The sequence below is a fragment of the Methylomonas aurea genome, from assembly GCF_024505045.1.
Classification (GTDB): domain Bacteria; phylum Pseudomonadota; class Gammaproteobacteria; order Methylococcales; family Methylomonadaceae; genus Methylomonas; species Methylomonas aurea.
In genome coordinates this window covers 341,324-357,451 of the sequence record NZ_JANIBM010000001.1, presented here as the reverse complement: position 1 = coordinate 357,451, position 16,128 = coordinate 341,324, and the positions used below count along the sequence as shown (strand labels likewise).

Genomic DNA, 16,128 nt, shown 5'->3' with positions numbered 1-16,128 from the left:
AATAACGAAAAATACCTATAAAATAAGACTTACATTGATAAACTTCACATTTTGTTACTAAACAGCCTGAAGGATAAACGCCCTCCATGTCCGAGCGGATGATTGCAACGATAGATGTGGTGCTGCTGACGATTCAACAGCAACAATTGAGCGTGGCTTTGGCCAGGCGCGAACACGAGCCTTTCACCGGCCTGGATGCCTTGCCGGGCGGCTACATCCACGCCGAGACCGACCGCGACAGCCTGGATGCGGCACTGCGCATTCTGCGCCGGAAAACCGGAGTGAATCCGCCTTACCTGGAACAGTTGCGTACCTTCGACGGCTGCGCCCGCGACCCCAGGGGCTGGTCGATTTCGATCGCTTATTTTGCGTTGGTCAACGCCGAATTGCTGCTGCAGGCCGGGCATCCCGGATTGTCGATTTGCCCGGTCGATGCGCTGCGTCGCTTACCCTTCGACCATAACGACATTGTCCAGGCCGCGGTCGAACGCATCCGCAACAAATCGCAATATTCTTCGTTACCCTGCCACTTGGCCGGGGAACGCTTCACCTTGCCGAAATTGCAAAAAATCTACGAAGCCTGCCTGGGCGAGACCTTGAATAAGGTCAGCTTCCGCCGAAAAATGGACGAACTGGGGGTGTTGGAGGAAATAGCGGGGCAAACCGAAGCCAACGGCGCCCACCGGCCGGCGCAGGTCTACCGGCTGAAAGCCGAATTTGCCAATGCCTTGAAGTTGTTGCAGCGGGGATTATGACCGCATCGCACCAAGGCGCGCCTCCGATCCGGATAAGGCGGCCTTGGTCCTAAGAATTACTGCAACACGAATTTGGTGCCGATCACCAGCAGCAAAGTCGCCAATACCGGCCGCAACACCTGTTCCGGAATTTTCGCGCTCAAATGGCTGCCGATCCAAATCCCCGGCACCGACCCCAACAACAAGCTAATCAGCAAATCCAAATCGAAATTGCCCAAACTCAAATGGCCGAGGCCGGCCACCGCGGTCAACGGAATCGCATGCGCCAGATCGGTACCGACGATTTTCAAGGTCGACATCTTCGGATACAAGAACAACAAAGCGACCGTACCCAGCGCACCGGCACCAACCGAGGACAAGGTAACTAGCACGCCGAGTACCGCACCGGTCAGCACCGTCGCGATTTTCTCCCAACGCGGCGAAAACCGGCCGCTGTTTTCCTGAGTGCTATGGTCGTCGTCGATCTGCTGTTTGGCGGCTTTGCGCAACAGAAAACTGCGCACCAACAAGGCGCATGCCGTCAACAGCAACGCCACGCCCAAGGTAAACGTAATCGCGCCGGTGGTTTCCTTGCCGACCGCCATCAGGTTTTTCAAGACATACAAGGTCGCGCCGGCAAACGGCAAGCTACCCAGCCCCAGCCAGCCGACGATTTTCCAATCCACCGAGCCGTGTTTGCCGTGGTGGACAAATACGCCGGCGGTTTTGGTGATCGAGGCGTAGAGCAAGTCGGTGCCGACCGCAACCGCCGGTTTGAAGCCGAACAAAAACACCAATAACGGCGTCATCAAAGAGCCGCCGCCGACGCCGGTAATACCGACCAGCAAACCGACCGCGAAGCCGGACAAGGTATACATCAAATTCATTTTTTACCTTTTCAATTCGTAAAATTCGATAACGGCTGCATTATGCCAGCGCAAGCGATCAAACTATTAATGCTATATCGGCATATAGTTATCAGAAAATTAGATATTTGAGCCGGTAAGGCTAAGGGACCGTCCGTGGCCGAAGGCGACCAACGGCCGGAATGGAAAATGCGAATCAAGAATCGATTTGCGCGCCGGGGACTGCAACCCGGAACCAGGCAGCATACAGCGCCGGCAGAAACAACAAAGTCAAAATGGTGGCTACGGTCAAACCACCCATGATCGCAACGGCCATCGGCCCGAAAAACGCGCTACGGGTCAACGGAATCATTGCCAGAATCGCCGCCGCCGCGGTCAGCACGATAGGCCGGAACCGGCGCACGGTGGAATCGACGATGGCATTGAAGTCCGAGCTCCCGGCGCGCTTGTCCTGCTCGATCTGATCGACCAGGATCACCGAATTGCGCATGATCATGCCGGACAACGCGATCGTACCCAACATCGCCACGAAGCCGAACGGCTGGTGGAACACCAACAGGAACAAGGTCACGCCGATCATGCCCAACGGTGCGGTCAGCAGCACCAGCAACATCCGCGAAAAACTTTGCAACTGGATAATCAACACCGTCAATACGCTGAACAAAAACAGCGGCATGCCGGCAGCCACCGATTCGCCGCCCTTGGCCGATTCCTCCACCGCGCCGCCGACTTCCAAGCGGTAACCGAGCGGCAATTGCCGCTTGATACCTTCCAGTTGGCCTTCGACCTGGGCCGACACTACCGGCGCCTGGATATTGCCGTACAGATTGGCGCGCACCGTCACGGTCGGCAACCGATTCCTGCGCCAGATCACGCCCTCTTCGAAAACGTATTGCAGCTTGGCAATCTGCGACAGCGGCACGCTGTGGCCGTCGGCGGACGGGATCATCAGATTTTCCAGCCGCGACAAGTGCTTGCGCTCGGTGGCGGTGCCGCGCACCAGCAAATCGATGCGTTCGATGCCCTCGCGAAACTCGCTGACGTATAAACCCTGCGAGGCGCCATTGACCAGATTGGCGATGTCGCTGGATGCCACGCCGAGCAAGCGGGCTTTGGACTGGTCGACATCGATCCGCACCACTTTCACCGGCTCTTCCCAATCGTGCTGCACATTCGACAGATGCGGGTTGGCGCGCATCACGTCGGCGACTTGGCGGGCGATGGCCTGCAGGGTCGGCAAATCCGGCCCGGACACGCGAAACTGCACCGGAAAGCCGACCGGCGGCCCGTTTTCCAAACGCAACACGCTGCCGCGCAAGCCTGGAAAATCCTGTTCGAACAAACGGATCAATTTTTCCCGTAGCGCCTCGCGTTCGACCGGACCTTGGGTCAAAACCACCAATTGCGCAAAACTGCGTTGCGCCAATTGTTGGTCCAGCGGCAGATAGAAACGCGGGCTGCCGGTGCCGACATAGGCCACGTAATTGTCGATGCCGTCCTGCTGCTCCAGCCAGGCCTCCAGCTTTTTCACCTCGCTTTCGGTCGCGGCATAGGACGCGCCTTCGGCCAGCCGCAAATCGACGATCAGTTCCGGCCGGGTCGAATCCGGAAAAAACTGCTGCTGGACGAACTTGAATCCGAAAATCGCCGCGGCAAACAGGGCCAGCGTCAGCAGAATCACCCAGCCGCGGTGTACCACGCAAGCTGCCACCAACGCGCGAAAACGCCGGTAAAACGGGGTTTGATACAAATCCGCGTGGACGGCGCCGGGCGGCTCGACTCCGGCCCATCTTGACCATAATCGGCGCCAGGCCGAGTCCGGCTGCCGTCCGTCGCGCCATTCCGGCAGCAAATGGAAACCCAAATACGGCACAAACACCACCGCGGCCAGCCAGGACACCAGCAACGCAATCACTACCACCTGGAACATGGAACGGGTATATTCGCCGGTCGACGATGCCGCGGTCGCGATCGGCAGAAAACCGGCCGCCGTGACCAGAGTCCCGCTCAACATCGGCATTGCCGTCGAGGTGTAAGTAAAGGCCGCGGCGCGGGTCCGCTCCCAGCCCTGCTCCAGTTTCGAGGCCATCATCTCCACCGCGATAATGGCATCGTCTACCAACAAGCCCAGCGCCAGAATCAGCGCTCCCAGCGAAATCTTGTGCAAACCGACGCCGAACAAATGCATCAGCCAAAACGTCGCCGCCAATACCACCGGAATGCTGATCGCGACGACGACGCCGGTCCGCAGCCCCAAAGACATCAGGCTGACGCCCAGCACGATGACCAAGGCTTCGGCCAGCGATTTGACGAATTCGTTGACCGAGCGCTGCACCGCGTGCGGTTGCGACGACACCGGATGCAATTCCAATCCGACCGGCAATTGGGTTTGTACCGCCGCGGCCGCCGCGTCCAGATTACGGCCCAGTTGGATGATATCGCCGCCGTCGCGCATCGACACGCCGATCAACAATGTGTCGCGGCCTTTATAACGCACCCGGTCGTGCGGCGGCTCCTCGAAACCGCGGCTGACGCTGGCGACGTCGCCCAATCTGAATTCGTGGTTATTGGCGCGCAATCTGAGGTCGCGCAACTGGTCGAGGCTATCGTAGCGGCCGCTGACCGACACCCGGACATGCTCGTCGTGAAAATCGAAACTGCCGCTGCCGGCCACCAGATTCTGGGTCTGCAAGGTACGGATCAGCGTCGCAGTGTCGATGCCGAGCGTCGCCAGTTTGGCGTTGGACAAATCGATATAAATCCGCTGCTTCTGCTCGCCGAAGAAATCGACTTTCGCCACGTCCGCGACCCGCAACAACTCGGCGCGCACCGATTCGGCGTAGCGTTTCAGCGCGCCATAGTCGTAACCTTCGCCGGCCAGGGCATACAGATTGCCGTAGACGTCGCCGAATTCGTCGTTGAAGGTCGGCCCCTCGACACCGTCGGGCAAGGTATGGCGGATATCGAAAATTTTTTTCCGCACCTGGTAAAAAATATTCGGCACTTCCGCCGGCGGCGTCGAATCCTTGGCCAGCACGAAAATCAGCGATTCTCCCGGCCGCGAATAACTGCGCAGGTTGTCCAGCCACGGCACTTCCTGCAGTTTTTTTTCCAGCTTGTCGGTGACTTGCTGCTCGACTTCGCGGGCGCTGGCACCCGGCCAACCGGTGCGCACCACCATCAACTTGAAGGTAAACGGCGGATCCTCGGATTGGCCGAGCCGACTGTAGGAAACGGCGCCGATCAGCGTTAACGCCAATAAGGCATATAACACCAAAACCGGGTGGCGTAACGACCACTCGGACAGGTTGAAGCGTCCGCTCATGGCCGCTCCCTGCTGACCGGTAGCACGATCTGGCCCGGCACCAGAGTCTGCGTACCGACGGCAACCACCAACTCGCCGCCCTGCAAGCCCTGGCTGACGATGGTGCCGTCCTCGCGGAACGGACCGGTCTGCACCGGGCGCGGCGCCACGGCGCCGGTCGCAGGTTCCACCACCCAGACCACGGTGCGGCCGTCGCGCTGGGTCACGGCGGTGGACGGCAACAACCAGACCTGGTCGGTTGCCGCGTCGAAGCGAACTCCGGCGGTCATGCCCAGATGCACGCCGGCATCGGCGTCGGCCAAAGCCACCCGCAATTGGAAGGTCCGCGTCACGCTGTCGGCGGCCGGCGCCACTTCCCGCACCGATCCGCGGTAAGTTTTATTCGGTAAAGCCCAGAGCCTGACCTCGGCCGCCGCACCAACGGCTACGCCGCCGATGTGCGACTCCGGCGCGGAAATCGCTACTTCCAGGCTGTCGGTCGCCGCAATTCGTACCACCACTTCGCCGGCTTCGACCACCTGCCCCGGTTCGGCGCGGATTTCGGTGACCACGCCGTCGCGGTCGGCCTGCAATTGGGTATAGCGGGATTGGTTGCCACTGACGGCGGCTTCGGCGCCGGCTTGTTTGACGCGGGCTTGGGCGGATTTGAATTTGGCCTCCTGAATATCCAATGCTTGGCCGGAAACGAATTTGCGTTCGAACAAGCGGCGCTGCCGGTCCAATTCCGCCTGCGCCAGCGCCAGATCGGCCTCGGCAACGCGCAGTTCGGCTTGCACGGCCCGCGCGGACAGGCTGGTGTCGGTATCGTCCAATCTGGCTAGCACCTGCCCTTTGCGGACCAGGCTTCCGCGTTCGACCAAACGCTGTACGATTTTGCCGGCGATCCGGAATCCTTGCCCGCTTTCGTAACGGGAACGCACCTCTCCGACCAACACGGTCGGTGCCGCCCGGGTTTGTTCGCCGACTTCAACCACCTCCGCCGGACGCGGTTTCGGCGATGTCGCAACTTCTTGTTGGCAGGCGCCGAGCAACAAGAGCGACATCGTCAAAAAGACTTTCATTGATTCTCCTTGAAAAAAACTCCGCGGGATTGCCAATCATCATTTCTGCACCGCTTTAGTGATCAGTTCCAAAGGCGTTAAGGAAATCGAAGCCCGAAACAACACCAGGTTATCCGAGCCGAACAAGCCGTAACATTCGTAATCCAGCGGAGTCGCCTTCAGATCGCCGAAATCGTGGGCGGCGCAATCCTGCGCAGGCTTGATCAGGATATGCAACGCGTCGTTACTCCTCAGTTGCGCCAGCAAGCGCCGGTCGATACTGATCTTGTGGGAAGTATAGACCATCGGATTGCGCTCGAAATCGTGCAACCATTTCAGGGCTTTTTCCAACAGCGCGCTGGACAGCAAGGCACAGGGGAACATTTCCGGAAATTTGACTTTATCCTGCAACTCGTCGAAATATTCGGTTTGGTCGCGCAGCGACGCACACAGAAAATTCTTGGCATTGCTGGTCATCATGAATTTGCGCTTCAGGAAAAAGCCGTTAGGTAAAAAGCAGCGATCGGGCTGGATTTTCAATTCGCCGATGCGCGCCAGGTTCGGGTTCGGCAAAAACAACGGCTCGGCCGTTTCTTTTTTGTAGCCCATCAAGGCTAGGTTGCCGTCGGCTTTGACCACGATACGGTTGCTCAATACCGGCTCTGGCTCGGTTTTGAACTGGCTGTCTTTAATCTCGACCTGCAAAATCTGGCCGGGTTTGACCACATTGGCGAAGGTAAATTGATAGTTGCTGAAATGCAATCCGTGCTGCTCGATGACATCAGTCTCCTCCCGGCTGGCACGCAACCGGGCAATTCTGCCTTCGATCAGAGACTCCAATTGAAAACCCAGCGATATCGGCCCGCCGAACGGATTGTCTTTGATCCGCTGCCACTTGTGCGGATCGTGAAACAGATTGAAATCGTCCGTGGAATTGCGGGCGATGTCGATGTGAAGCTGGGTGAAAACGTCCTGAATGTCCGAATGCATGTAGGGCCTCCGCGGTTATGTGGTCCGAGACTATTCTCTCGAAATGCTAGCATCGGATCGATATTCCCACCAACTGCCCGAGCCCCGATTTGCCCGACGCACCCGCTATTTCGGCTCTAGGCACAATGCCGCGAGCTGTGACAGCAAGCGGCCGAAATCGACACACTCCTGCTCCAGCCCGACATTTTGGCCTAAGCTATCGCCGCAGTTTCGTGGCTTCGGCGTCGACGTCCGCTAGCAACCAATCGTGCATTTCCCGTTCGCGGTTGTCGTAGGAATCGACCTTGATCTGCCGTTCGGCCAGGACTTCGCCGGGCATCGTTTTCAAAGCAGGGCAATGCGCAGCGCGGGCATAGCCGGCTTCGCGCACCATCTCGACAGTCTCTGCCAATGTGACGTCGGCGGCCTGTTTGCGCCGTTCGGTGAAACCGCTTTCCTTGATTTCACCCCTCAAGGACCGCCCGGTTTCGCGCAATGCGCTTGGTTGCGCCGTCAGTTGTTCGCCCTGGCGCTGCAATATATCGGAAGCAGTTTGCATTCGGCTCGGCTCTTCCTCCAGCACCGCGCTGTCGGCGGTCAGCGAATCGCGGTGCGGATGCGGCACGTCTCCGCACTAATGCATCGGGCTTATCGACCCGGCCTGAATTATTGCTGGTACTCCGCGCAGGCGGTCGAAGCCCGATGGGACGCGCCCTTCGACACTCCAGGTACTCCGAGAACATTCAGGCGAACGGTATTTAACGGCCTGGTTAATAGTCCGAACGGCGGTCGCCGCGGCGTAACCATACCGGAAGCAGACTGGCGGCGGCTACTAGCGCCAGCGAGCAGGCCGTTTGCCACTCGAACAATTCTGCGGCGGAACGGATCCGTTCCAAACGTTCGCCGCCGTTGGCGTAAATCAATGAGGCCGGCAGTACGCCGAGTACGGTGCTGAGCAGATAATCCCTGAACGATAACCGCGACAACCCGGCGACGATGTTGATCAGGAAGTAAGGCACCACCATGGCGACGCGCAGACTGAAGAAATAGTACAGGCCATTACGTTCGATTTCGTGTTCGATGCTTTCCAGCCGGGCGTAAAACAATTGCTCGAAGCGGCGGCGGAAGGCATAGCGGCTGAGCCAAAATCCGACCAAACAGGCCAGCAGGGTCGCGCCGACGTTGTAAACCGTGCCCAAGTAGAAGCCGAATAAATAGCCGGATAGGATTTTCATCGCCGCCGCCAACGGTAGCGGCGAGTTGATAAAGATCACACACAACGCAAAGAATAAAGCCACTGAAACTCCATAGTGGCTGCCGACGAACAGGCCTATGGCCTGTTTGTGGTTCTGGATATCCTGTAAACCGGGTGTGCCGTGCCTGAATGCGGCGACGCTCAACGCCAATACCAACAAAATGGCGAATATCTTCGACTGGCTAAGCATCGGTTTGGCTGAGTAATCGGTTGCTGGTTGGGTAGGGCCGACAGGCGGACCTTGGCCGCGGTCGGACTAGGGCTATTCGACCACAGGTGTATGACCGGAGTATGACAGGCAGCAGGCAATCGAGCGACCGGTGTGGCAACAAACCATTCGAATCGAGCTGTTTCGGATTTTATCTCGGCGAAATTCCGCTTCAATTTATCCGGCGCAATTAATCAACGCGGACCGGCGGTAATGTTATTTTGATATTCCATGGCCTGGGTTAAATTGTAGCCATTATCGCTGAACAGATCGCCGGTGAAATACAAGCGCATGTCGATAATCCAGGCAATGTGCTTTTGCTTGTTATTTTCGACGATAATCGTCGATAGTTTCGGGTTGTTGTCGGTAACTTGCAGCACCACAGTTTTCGGGTAGTTCGGATCTTCCTTCAATGCCCCGGAGACGATGCGCTGCGCCGCCTCCTGAGTCAGAAACTGGCGCGCCACCGGCATTGCAGCGTTCTTTTGTTCGATCAGGGATTGGGCTTTGAAATAACCGATATCGTAGGATATTTTGGAAATCAAACTCAAAACGATAGCGGCGGCCCAAAGCGACAGGCCTATTTTCAATCGCCTTCTAACTTGCGGATGCGAGAATCTTTTTAGAACAACGCGAAGTTTCATTTTAATTTCAATTCGAAGATTTTATTTTATCGGCTTATACCAAGTTAATCGGCGGCAGTTTCGAATCGGTTGTGGCGCCAATCTCGACCCGCAAAGTATAGAACTCTCCATAAACTCTCAGGCATTCGGTTCCGCAAAATTCATAAGTCCGTCGTATTTTCGATAATGCGGTGGATGCGTTTGGTGGCGAGGCCGACCACAATGAAAATGAACGGAATCGCTACGCCCTCGGCAATTTCCGGATCGACGTGCCACCCGGCCTCGTGCAACGCTTCGGCGATTTTGCCGACCAGGCTGGCGGCATAATACGTGATCGCCACCATCGAGATGCCTTCGACCGTTTGTTGCATGCGCAGTTGCATTTTGGCGCGCAAGGCCATCGACGACAGCAGGCCCTGGTTCTGGCGTTCGATGATGATATCGACCTTGGTGCGCAGCAACTGGCTGGCGTTGCTGACCCGTTCCGAAATCAAGTTGAAGCGGTGCGAGGTCGAGGCGCAGGTGTTCATCGCCGGTTCCAGCCGGCGCTTGATGAACTCGCCTAGCGTCTGGATGCCTTGAATCCGCGCTTCGCGCAAATCCTCCAGCCGTTGTCCGACCAGATGGTAATAAGCGCTGGCCGCGGCGAACCGAAACTGGTGCGACGAAATGTGGTTTTCCACTTCAGCCGCCAGTGCGGTCAGTTCGTCGAGCAATTTGGCGTCGTCGGCATCCGGCTGGGTCATCGAATTGGTGATCGCGTACAACTGGCGGTCGGCTTTTTTCAGTTCCGGATAGAGTTTGCGGGCGATCGGAAACGCCAGCAATGCCAGTACCCGGTAAACCTCGATGTCGAACAGGCGGTGCAGCAGGCGTCCGGCCTGGGCGGTTTTCAGGTTTTGGTCGACGACCAGGAAGCGGCTGAAACCGTCGACGTGAATCCGAAAATCGGTGAAGACCGACGCCGCACCGCCGGTCACCTTGGAGCCGACGATAGGGTTACCGGCAAAATAGGCCGATAGCGGGCTTAAATCCATGCCATCCTGGTAATCCGCATCGGCAGCCGAAACCACGCTGGCATGCGCAGCGACCATGGTTTGCCCGCCGATTTTCGCCAGCCAGTCCACCGGTACTTTTTTCAGGGCCGGTTCGCTGAAGGGTTCGATCTCGCCGTCGTAGGCGTAAAAGGTGTAGGTGCTGAATTCGCCGTGCTGTTCCCAACTCATTTGAAACGCATCGAACACGGCGCCGAAATGGTCGGCATCGTTATCGGGCGGCGCGGCACCGTAGCGTTGGCACAGCGCAACCAGATGCTGGCGTTCGCGCAGTTTTTCTTCGCCGGACAAAGCCAAGGCCAGGTAGCTGGCGCGCACCGGCAGGCTGCGAATCGACGAGGCGCGGGCGTGGACTTCGTTATGCAGCACGAAGCGTTGCGGATGGTTGGGCGGAATTTGAAATAAAGTAGCCACGGGAGGTCAGTTGAATGTCTGTGAGATAGCCGAGCCGCGGCTCGTTGCAGTCCGGAACTGCGGCAGCGGTTTGGCTGCGGCCGAAGATTTGCGTTGAAGAGCGGGATTAACCATGCGCGGCTCGCGATGCCGACCATTGCCGGACGATATCCTGCAGCTGCCGCAGGCCGTGCTGAAACACCGCCGGTCCGGGTTGTAAAATGTCGGCCGATTTAATTTCGCGGACGAAGCCGTTGCGTACAGCAGGAATATCGGCCCAGCCGGGGCGGGCCGCGACTTGCTCGGGCCGGAACTTCTTGCCGCACCAGGAGCCGACGATGATGTCGGGTTGGCGTGCGACGACTTGGTTCGGGTCGGCAATGATTCGGTCCTTGGCCGCGGCTTGGCGGCCCAATTCCGCGAAGCAATCGCTGCCGCCGGCCAACTCGATCAGTTCGGAGACCCAGCCGATACCGCTGATCAGCGGATCGTTCCATTCCTCGAAGTAGACTCTGGGTTTAGCCGTTACCGATTCGGCCTCGGCGCGAGCAGCGGCCGCCAACCGTTCCAGCTCCGCACGCAATGCGGCTGCAGCTTCGGCGGCGTCGACCAGCGCCCCCAGCGTAGAAACCATTTGCAGGATGCCGGCCAGCGAGCGTTGGTTGAAGGCATGCACTTCGATGCCGGCTTTGATCAACGCTGCGGCAATGTCGGCCTGCAGATTGGTGCAGGTCAACACCAGATCGGGAGCCAACGCCACGATTTTGCCGATGTCGGCCGAGGTGAATGCGGCAACCTTGGGTTTTTCCTTGCGCGCCGCCGCCGGGCGGGTGGTGTAACCGGAAATGCCGACGACGCGCCATTGCTGGTTCAGCAGATACAGTACTTCGGTGGTTTCGCCGGTCAGACAAACAATGCGTTGCGGGCCGTTCATGTTGAATCCTTGATGATCTGTTCCTTATCGGTTACTCGGTTCCTTTCCGCCGTTTTCCATGAGCGCGGATCGAGGCGCTCGTAGCCGGGCTGTGGCTAACTTTATCGGTTCGCCGGGTCGATATCGTCGTTCTGCTGCTGCTCGAACATTCTGAGCCAAAACCAAGCTTCGAATACGCCTCCGGCAATCGCCGCGGCAGCGCTGGCTTTGGAATAACCTACCAGATAAAGCAAGGTTGCGGCCAGAAAAATCGCGGCACTGAGCAGATGGCGTTTCATCGCGCAGCCGGTTTCTCGCTGCAGCCAGTCTGGCAGGTCAATGCGACAGGGTCCGCAGCAGGTTTTTGTAATCTTCCGCCATTTTCACATCCTCTTCCTTCAGTTCGGCGACGCGTTTGCAGGCGTTGATCACGGTGGTATGGTCGCGGCCGCCGAAGGCGTCGCCGATTTCCGGATAACTGTGGGAGGTCAACTCGCGCGCCAGGCTCATCGCGACCTGCCGCGGTCGGGTGATGGATTGCTTGCGGTTTTTCGACGACAAATCGGCGACCCGAATCTTGAAATACTCCGCCACAGTTTTCTGGATGTTGTCGATGCTGATTAGCTTGTCCTGCAGGCTGATCAAATCGTGCAGCGCTTCCTTGGTGAACTCCAACGTGATTTCGCGGCCGGTGAATTGGGAGTTGGCCACTACCCGCCGCAGCGCGCCTTCCAGGTCGCGCACGTTGGACGGGATGCGTTTGGCGATGAAAAAAGCGATTTCCTGGTCCAGCTCGACGCCGACCTGCAAGGCTTTTTTGATCAGAATTGCGGTACGGGTTTCCAAATCGGGCGGCTCGATCGCCACCGGCAAGCCCCAGCCGAAGCGCGATTTCAGCCGGTCTTCCAGGCCGTCGATTTCCTTCGGGTATTTGTCGCAGGTCAGAACCACCTGATGCTTGTTATCCAGCAGATTGTTGAAGGTATGGAAAAACTCCTCCTGCGAACGCTCCTTGCCGGCCAGAAACTGGATGTCGTCCATCAACAAGATGTCGATGCTGCGGTAGTACTCTTTAAACTGGTTGATGCTGTTCTGTTGCAGGGCCTTGACCATGTCCTGCACGAATTTTTCCGAATGCAGATAGACGATGTTGGCGTCCGGCTTTTTCAACAGCACCGCGTTGCCGATGGCATGCATCAAATGGGTTTTGCCCAAGCCGGAGCTGCCGTAAATGAACAGCGGGTTGTAGACCTTGCCGATATTGTCCGAAACCGTGACCGACGCCGCCCGCGCCAACTGGTTGGATTTACCTTCGACGAAGCTCTCGAAGGTAAAGGCCTTGTTCAGAAAATTGGGCTGGTTTTTTTTCTGCGTCGAACTCTTGCTCAAGGTCGGCGCCTTGATGGCCGGCGACTTTTTGGAGCCGATCTCGAAATGCACGGACAGCGTCGCATTCGAGAACTCGTTGACCGCGTCTTCAATGATCGAAAAAAAGTGTTGTTTGATATGGTCGATAATGAAACGGTTGGGAGCGAGCAACTTCAGTTGGCTGTCCGACTCCACCGCTTGCAGCGGCCTGATCCAGGTACTGAAATCCGCGCTTGGGATTTCATGTTCCAGTTTGGCCAGGCAGTTGTTCCAAATCACACTCATCGGCATTCAAGAAGGGGGCTTAGCAAGGCTCTGCATCATACCACAGCACGCGGCGGGGCTTGACTCTTGGGCGTTATCAGAAAAGAATGGCGGCCGCATGGATAACCCTGAATAAATAAATGACTACGGGCAGACTTTATATCATTTCCGCGCCGTCCGGCGCCGGCAAAACCAGCTTGGTCAAACAACTGTTTGCCGAACTGGACGGTTTGACGGTGTCGGTTTCGCATACCACGCGAGCGATGCGTAGCGGCGAGCGCCACGGCACGGATTATTTTTTCGTCTCGGTCGACGAATTCAAAAGCATGATCGAAAACCAGGCGTTTCTGGAACACGCGCAAGTATTCGACAATTTTTACGGCACTGCGCAACAGACCGTGGACGACAATCTGGCGTCCGGCCTGGATGTGATTCTGGAAATCGACTGGCAAGGCGCGCAGCAGGTGCGACGCATGGTTCCGGCCAGCCAATCGATCTTCATTTTGCCGCCGTCGATCGAGGTTTTGCGGGAACGTCTGCAAAACCGCGGCCAGGACGACGCCGAAGTCATCGCCCGGCGCATGCGCGATGCGGTGACCGAAATGAGCCATTATCCGGAGTTCGATTACCTGATCGTCAACGACGATTTCGAGCTGGCCTTGAGCCAATTGAAAAGCATCATCGTCGCCAACCGCTTGCGCCAGGACGTCCAGCAACAAATGCTGGCCGGGTTATTACAGGACTTACTCAACTAAAATTACCTAGCACACACCATGAAAAACATTTCCTTGAAACGGGCTTGCGCCCTCGCTCTGCTTCCTGCTTTGTTGCTGTTATCGGCATGCTCGGACGATAAAGCCGATGCTGAAGCCCCGAAAACCGCCAAATCGACTGCCGCGAAGAAATCCGTGCACCGCGACGATACCGGCGAAGCCTCCGGTTCGGAAAAACGCCTGTTCGAAAAGGAGTTCTCGGCCAAATGCGTCGAGCGCGAATTGAAAAATTCGACCAACAAGGATGTCGACGAACCGCGCTTCAAGCAAACCTGCGATTGCATCGCCGAGCACATCATGAAGGACCTGTCGGAAATCGATGCCGAAAAATATATCGAGGACCACGAAGATACCCAGACTCTGGGCATCAAATTCGATGCCGCCGCATATTTCTGTTTGCAAAACAAACCGCAGCCGAAAGGTCCGCATTTGTTCGGCAAACCTTCGGATAATTCCGCCAACTAACGGCAAACGGGCCGCGAGTGCGTCCGGCAGCACCGCCGGCGCCGGCGGCCCGATTCGACCCGGCTGCTGTTAGCGGCCATGGCCGGCCGCCGATCGCGGAAAACCGGCGGTATTTCCGCTTGTCGACCCCCAAAATATTCCCGCCGGCCTTGCGCTTTAGGCTCGGTCAAACCCAACCCGATTTCACAGACCATGACATTATCCAGCGAACTGTTTTCCCAAGCCCAAAAAGTCATTCCCGGCGGCGTCAACTCGCCGGTACGCGCCTTCAAGGGCGTCGGCGGCACGCCGGTGTATTTCGATCGCGCCCAAGGCGCCTACGTCTGGGACAGCGAAGGCAAGCGCTATATCGATTATGTCGGCTCCTGGGGGCCGATGATTCTCGGCCACGCTCATCCGGCCGTGATTGATGCGGTCAAGCACAGCGCCGAAAAAGGCCTCAGTTTCGGCGCGCCGACCGAAATCGAAACCGTCATGGCGCAAAAAGTCTGCGAGCTGCTGCCGTCGATCGATATGGTACGCATGGTCAGCTCCGGCACCGAAGCGACGATGAGCGCGCTGCGCTTGGCGCGCGGCTACACCGGCCGCGACAAGATCGTCAAGTTCGAAGGCTGCTACCACGGCCATTCCGACTCTTTGCTGGTCAAAGCCGGCTCGGGCGCGTTGACCCTGGGCGTACCCAGTTCGCCGGGCGTTCCGGCCGCATTGGCCGCCGACACCATCACCTTGGCCTACAACGACAGCGACGCCGTCAAACAAACCTTCGCCGAACTCGGCGAGCAAATCGCCTGCATCATCGTCGAGCCAGTGGCCGGTAACATGAATTGCATCCCGCCCGAACCGGGCTTTTTGCAATCCCTGCGCGACGTCTGCGACCACTATGGCAGCGTGCTGATTTTCGACGAAGTGATGACCGGCTTTCGCGTCGGCCTGCAAGGCGCGCAAGGTCTGTATGGCATCAAACCGGACCTGACTACGCTGGGCAAAATCATCGGCGGCGGCCTGCCGGTCGGCGCCTTCGGCGGCAGCCGCAAGATCATGGAGTATCTGGCGCCATTAGGCCCGGTTTACCAGGCCGGCACCTTGTCCGGTTGCCCGGTGGCAATGGCGGCGGGATTGAAAACGCTGGAATTGATTTCAGCGCCGGATTTTTACGAAGAGTTGGCCGCCAAAACCGCCGAACTGCTAGCTGGCCTGCAAGCCGCAGCCGATCAAGCCGGTATCCCGTTCACCACCAACCAGGTCGGCGGCATGTTCGGTCTGTTCTTCAGCGCGGAAAAATCCATCACCCGCTTCGCTCAAGTCATGGCTTGCGATGTCGAGCGCTTCAAGCGCTTCTTCCATGGGATGCTGGATCGGGGAGTGTACTTGGCGCCGTCGGCGTTCGAGGCCGGCTTCGTTTCCGCCGCCCATAACGAGCGGGATTTGCAGGCCACAGTGGAGGCTGCCGCCGCGGTGTTTAAGGCTTCTGCCTAAACTAATTATCCGCTGCACCATTTGCGGTTATCAGAAACACTGAGAACCGCTTCGGTGAGCGACATAGGCGCCGCCGGACCCGCCGTCCGGCGGCATTGAAGCGATGTTTGCCGGTCGGATTAAAGTACTTCTTGCTCCGCAGCCGATTTTTGCACTTTAGGCTCTTGAATGGCCGTGGATTTGAAATCGATCACCGGTTTCATCGTCACCCGGGCCTTGCCGTGTAACGTGCAAAAATCGTCGGTGTCGCTGACGCGGTTGCAATGAGGGCATTTCTTCAACATATATTTTCTCCGTTAAGTCTAAATCTTCGAGGCTACTCAGCTTGATCTGGGGCCGGCCCGGTAATATGGGGGCGTCGTCCCGGTTTTTCAATAGCGCTACCGATATTGGCGCACAAT

General features: G+C 57.7%; 16 protein-coding genes. 4 read left to right on the top strand and 12 right to left on the bottom strand.

Features of this window, described 5'->3' with window-relative positions; translation table 11 throughout:
• Positions 1-86: 86 nt before the first annotated feature.
• On the top strand, positions 87-755 hold the full coding sequence (locus NP603_RS01645) for an NUDIX hydrolase (protein ID WP_256609176.1): 669 nt from the start codon (positions 87-89) through the stop codon (positions 753-755).
• A 56-nt stretch (positions 756-811) separates the two neighbouring features.
• Here the strand turns inward: NP603_RS01645 and NP603_RS01640 are convergent, their stop codons facing one another.
• The 11 genes from NP603_RS01640 to dnaA form a co-directional block, all read right to left on the bottom strand.
• Positions 812-1,621 carry a sulfite exporter TauE/SafE family protein gene (locus NP603_RS01640; protein ID WP_256609175.1) on the bottom strand — a complete coding sequence of 270 codons (810 nt, stop codon included), beginning with the start codon at positions 1,619-1,621 and terminating at the stop codon, positions 812-814.
• Positions 1,622-1,796: 175 nt separating this feature from the next.
• Positions 1,797-4,925, bottom strand: coding sequence for an efflux RND transporter permease subunit (locus tag NP603_RS01635; protein ID WP_256609174.1), 3,129 nt, complete (start codon positions 4,923-4,925; stop codon positions 1,797-1,799).
• On the bottom strand, positions 4,922-5,986 hold the full coding sequence (locus NP603_RS01630; RefSeq protein WP_256609173.1) for an efflux RND transporter periplasmic adaptor subunit: 1,065 nt from the start codon (positions 5,984-5,986) through the stop codon (positions 4,922-4,924). Before NP603_RS01630 ends, NP603_RS01635 begins: the two co-directional genes overlap by 4 nt.
• A 39-nt stretch (positions 5,987-6,025) precedes the next feature.
• Positions 6,026-6,955, bottom strand: coding sequence for a hypothetical protein (locus tag NP603_RS01625; protein WP_256609171.1), 930 nt, complete (start codon positions 6,953-6,955; stop codon positions 6,026-6,028).
• A 196-nt stretch (positions 6,956-7,151) separates the two neighbouring features.
• Positions 7,152-7,559, bottom strand: coding sequence for a hypothetical protein (locus tag NP603_RS01620; protein WP_256609170.1), 408 nt, complete (start codon positions 7,557-7,559; stop codon positions 7,152-7,154).
• A 145-nt stretch (positions 7,560-7,704) separates the two neighbouring features.
• Complete coding sequence (locus tag NP603_RS01615) at positions 7,705-8,379, bottom strand: TVP38/TMEM64 family protein (protein ID WP_256609169.1); 675 nt, start codon at positions 8,377-8,379, stop codon at positions 7,705-7,707.
• Positions 8,380-8,591: 212 nt separating this feature from the next.
• A complete protein-coding gene (locus NP603_RS01610) occupies positions 8,592-8,948 on the bottom strand; it encodes a hypothetical protein (RefSeq protein WP_256609168.1) in 357 nt (118 codons plus the stop codon).
• A gap of 233 nt (positions 8,949-9,181) precedes the next feature.
• Complete coding sequence (locus NP603_RS01605; protein ID WP_256609167.1) at positions 9,182-10,489, bottom strand: DUF3422 family protein; 1,308 nt, start codon at positions 10,487-10,489, stop codon at positions 9,182-9,184.
• A 106-nt stretch (positions 10,490-10,595) separates the two neighbouring features.
• The gene (locus NP603_RS01600; protein ID WP_256609166.1) at positions 10,596-11,402 is read right to left on the bottom strand and encodes an ABC transporter substrate-binding protein; all 807 of its coding nucleotides are present in this window, start codon (positions 11,400-11,402) and stop codon (positions 10,596-10,598) included.
• A 101-nt stretch (positions 11,403-11,503) separates the two neighbouring features.
• Positions 11,504-11,680: a hypothetical protein gene (locus NP603_RS01595; RefSeq protein WP_256609165.1), complete on the bottom strand. Its 177-nt coding sequence runs from the start codon at positions 11,678-11,680 to the stop codon at positions 11,504-11,506.
• Positions 11,681-11,717: 37 nt separating this feature from the next.
• Complete coding sequence (dnaA, locus tag NP603_RS01590; protein ID WP_256609164.1) at positions 11,718-13,034, bottom strand: chromosomal replication initiator protein DnaA; 1,317 nt, start codon at positions 13,032-13,034, stop codon at positions 11,718-11,720.
• 119 nt (positions 13,035-13,153) lie between these two features.
• Here dnaA and gmk point away from each other — a divergent pair, with 119 nt between their 5' ends.
• The 3 genes from gmk (at position 13,154) to hemL (ending at position 15,727) form a co-directional block, all read left to right on the top strand.
• Positions 13,154-13,768 (top strand): guanylate kinase, encoded by a 615-nt coding sequence (gmk, locus tag NP603_RS01585; RefSeq protein ID WP_256609163.1) that lies wholly within the window; start codon positions 13,154-13,156, stop codon positions 13,766-13,768.
• A gap of 18 nt (positions 13,769-13,786) precedes the next feature.
• Positions 13,787-14,251, top strand: a complete 465-nt coding sequence (locus NP603_RS01580; protein ID WP_256609162.1) for a hypothetical protein — start codon at positions 13,787-13,789, stop codon at positions 14,249-14,251.
• Between the two features lie 192 nt (positions 14,252-14,443).
• Positions 14,444-15,727 (top strand): glutamate-1-semialdehyde 2,1-aminomutase, encoded by a 1,284-nt coding sequence (gene hemL, locus NP603_RS01575; RefSeq protein WP_256609161.1) that lies wholly within the window; start codon positions 14,444-14,446, stop codon positions 15,725-15,727.
• A gap of 119 nt (positions 15,728-15,846) precedes the next feature.
• Here hemL and NP603_RS01570 read toward each other — a convergent pair whose 3' ends face one another.
• Complete coding sequence (locus NP603_RS01570; protein ID WP_256609160.1) at positions 15,847-16,011, bottom strand: hypothetical protein; 165 nt, start codon at positions 16,009-16,011, stop codon at positions 15,847-15,849.
• Positions 16,012-16,128 lie beyond the last annotated feature (117 nt).

Bases quoted from the DNA above. Each gene is read 5' to 3' on its own strand.
- NP603_RS01630 (WP_256609173.1), bottom strand. From the start codon at position 5,986: ATGAAAGTCTTTTTGACGATGTCGCTCTTGTTGCTCGGCGCCTGCCAA.
- NP603_RS01580 (WP_256609162.1), top strand. From the start codon at position 13,787: ATGAAAAACATTTCCTTGAAACGGGCTTGCGCCCTCGCTCTGCTTCCT.
- NP603_RS01625 (WP_256609171.1), bottom strand. From the start codon at position 6,955: ATGCATTCGGACATTCAGGACGTTTTCACCCAGCTTCACATCGACATC.
- NP603_RS01595 (WP_256609165.1), bottom strand. From the start codon at position 11,680: ATGAAACGCCATCTGCTCAGTGCCGCGATTTTTCTGGCCGCAACCTTG.
- NP603_RS01645 (WP_256609176.1), top strand. From the start codon at position 87: ATGTCCGAGCGGATGATTGCAACGATAGATGTGGTGCTGCTGACGATT.
- NP603_RS01600 (WP_256609166.1), bottom strand. From the start codon at position 11,402: ATGAACGGCCCGCAACGCATTGTTTGTCTGACCGGCGAAACCACCGAA.
- NP603_RS01615 (WP_256609169.1), bottom strand. From the start codon at position 8,379: ATGCTTAGCCAGTCGAAGATATTCGCCATTTTGTTGGTATTGGCGTTG.
- NP603_RS01570 (WP_256609160.1), bottom strand. From the start codon at position 16,011: ATGTTGAAGAAATGCCCTCATTGCAACCGCGTCAGCGACACCGACGAT.
- NP603_RS01635 (WP_256609174.1), bottom strand. From the start codon at position 4,925: ATGAGCGGACGCTTCAACCTGTCCGAGTGGTCGTTACGCCACCCGGTT.
- dnaA (WP_256609164.1), bottom strand. From the start codon at position 13,034: ATGAGTGTGATTTGGAACAACTGCCTGGCCAAACTGGAACATGAAATC.
- gmk (WP_256609163.1), top strand. From the start codon at position 13,154: ATGACTACGGGCAGACTTTATATCATTTCCGCGCCGTCCGGCGCCGGC.
- hemL (WP_256609161.1), top strand. From the start codon at position 14,444: ATGACATTATCCAGCGAACTGTTTTCCCAAGCCCAAAAAGTCATTCCC.
- NP603_RS01640 (WP_256609175.1), bottom strand. From the start codon at position 1,621: ATGAATTTGATGTATACCTTGTCCGGCTTCGCGGTCGGTTTGCTGGTC.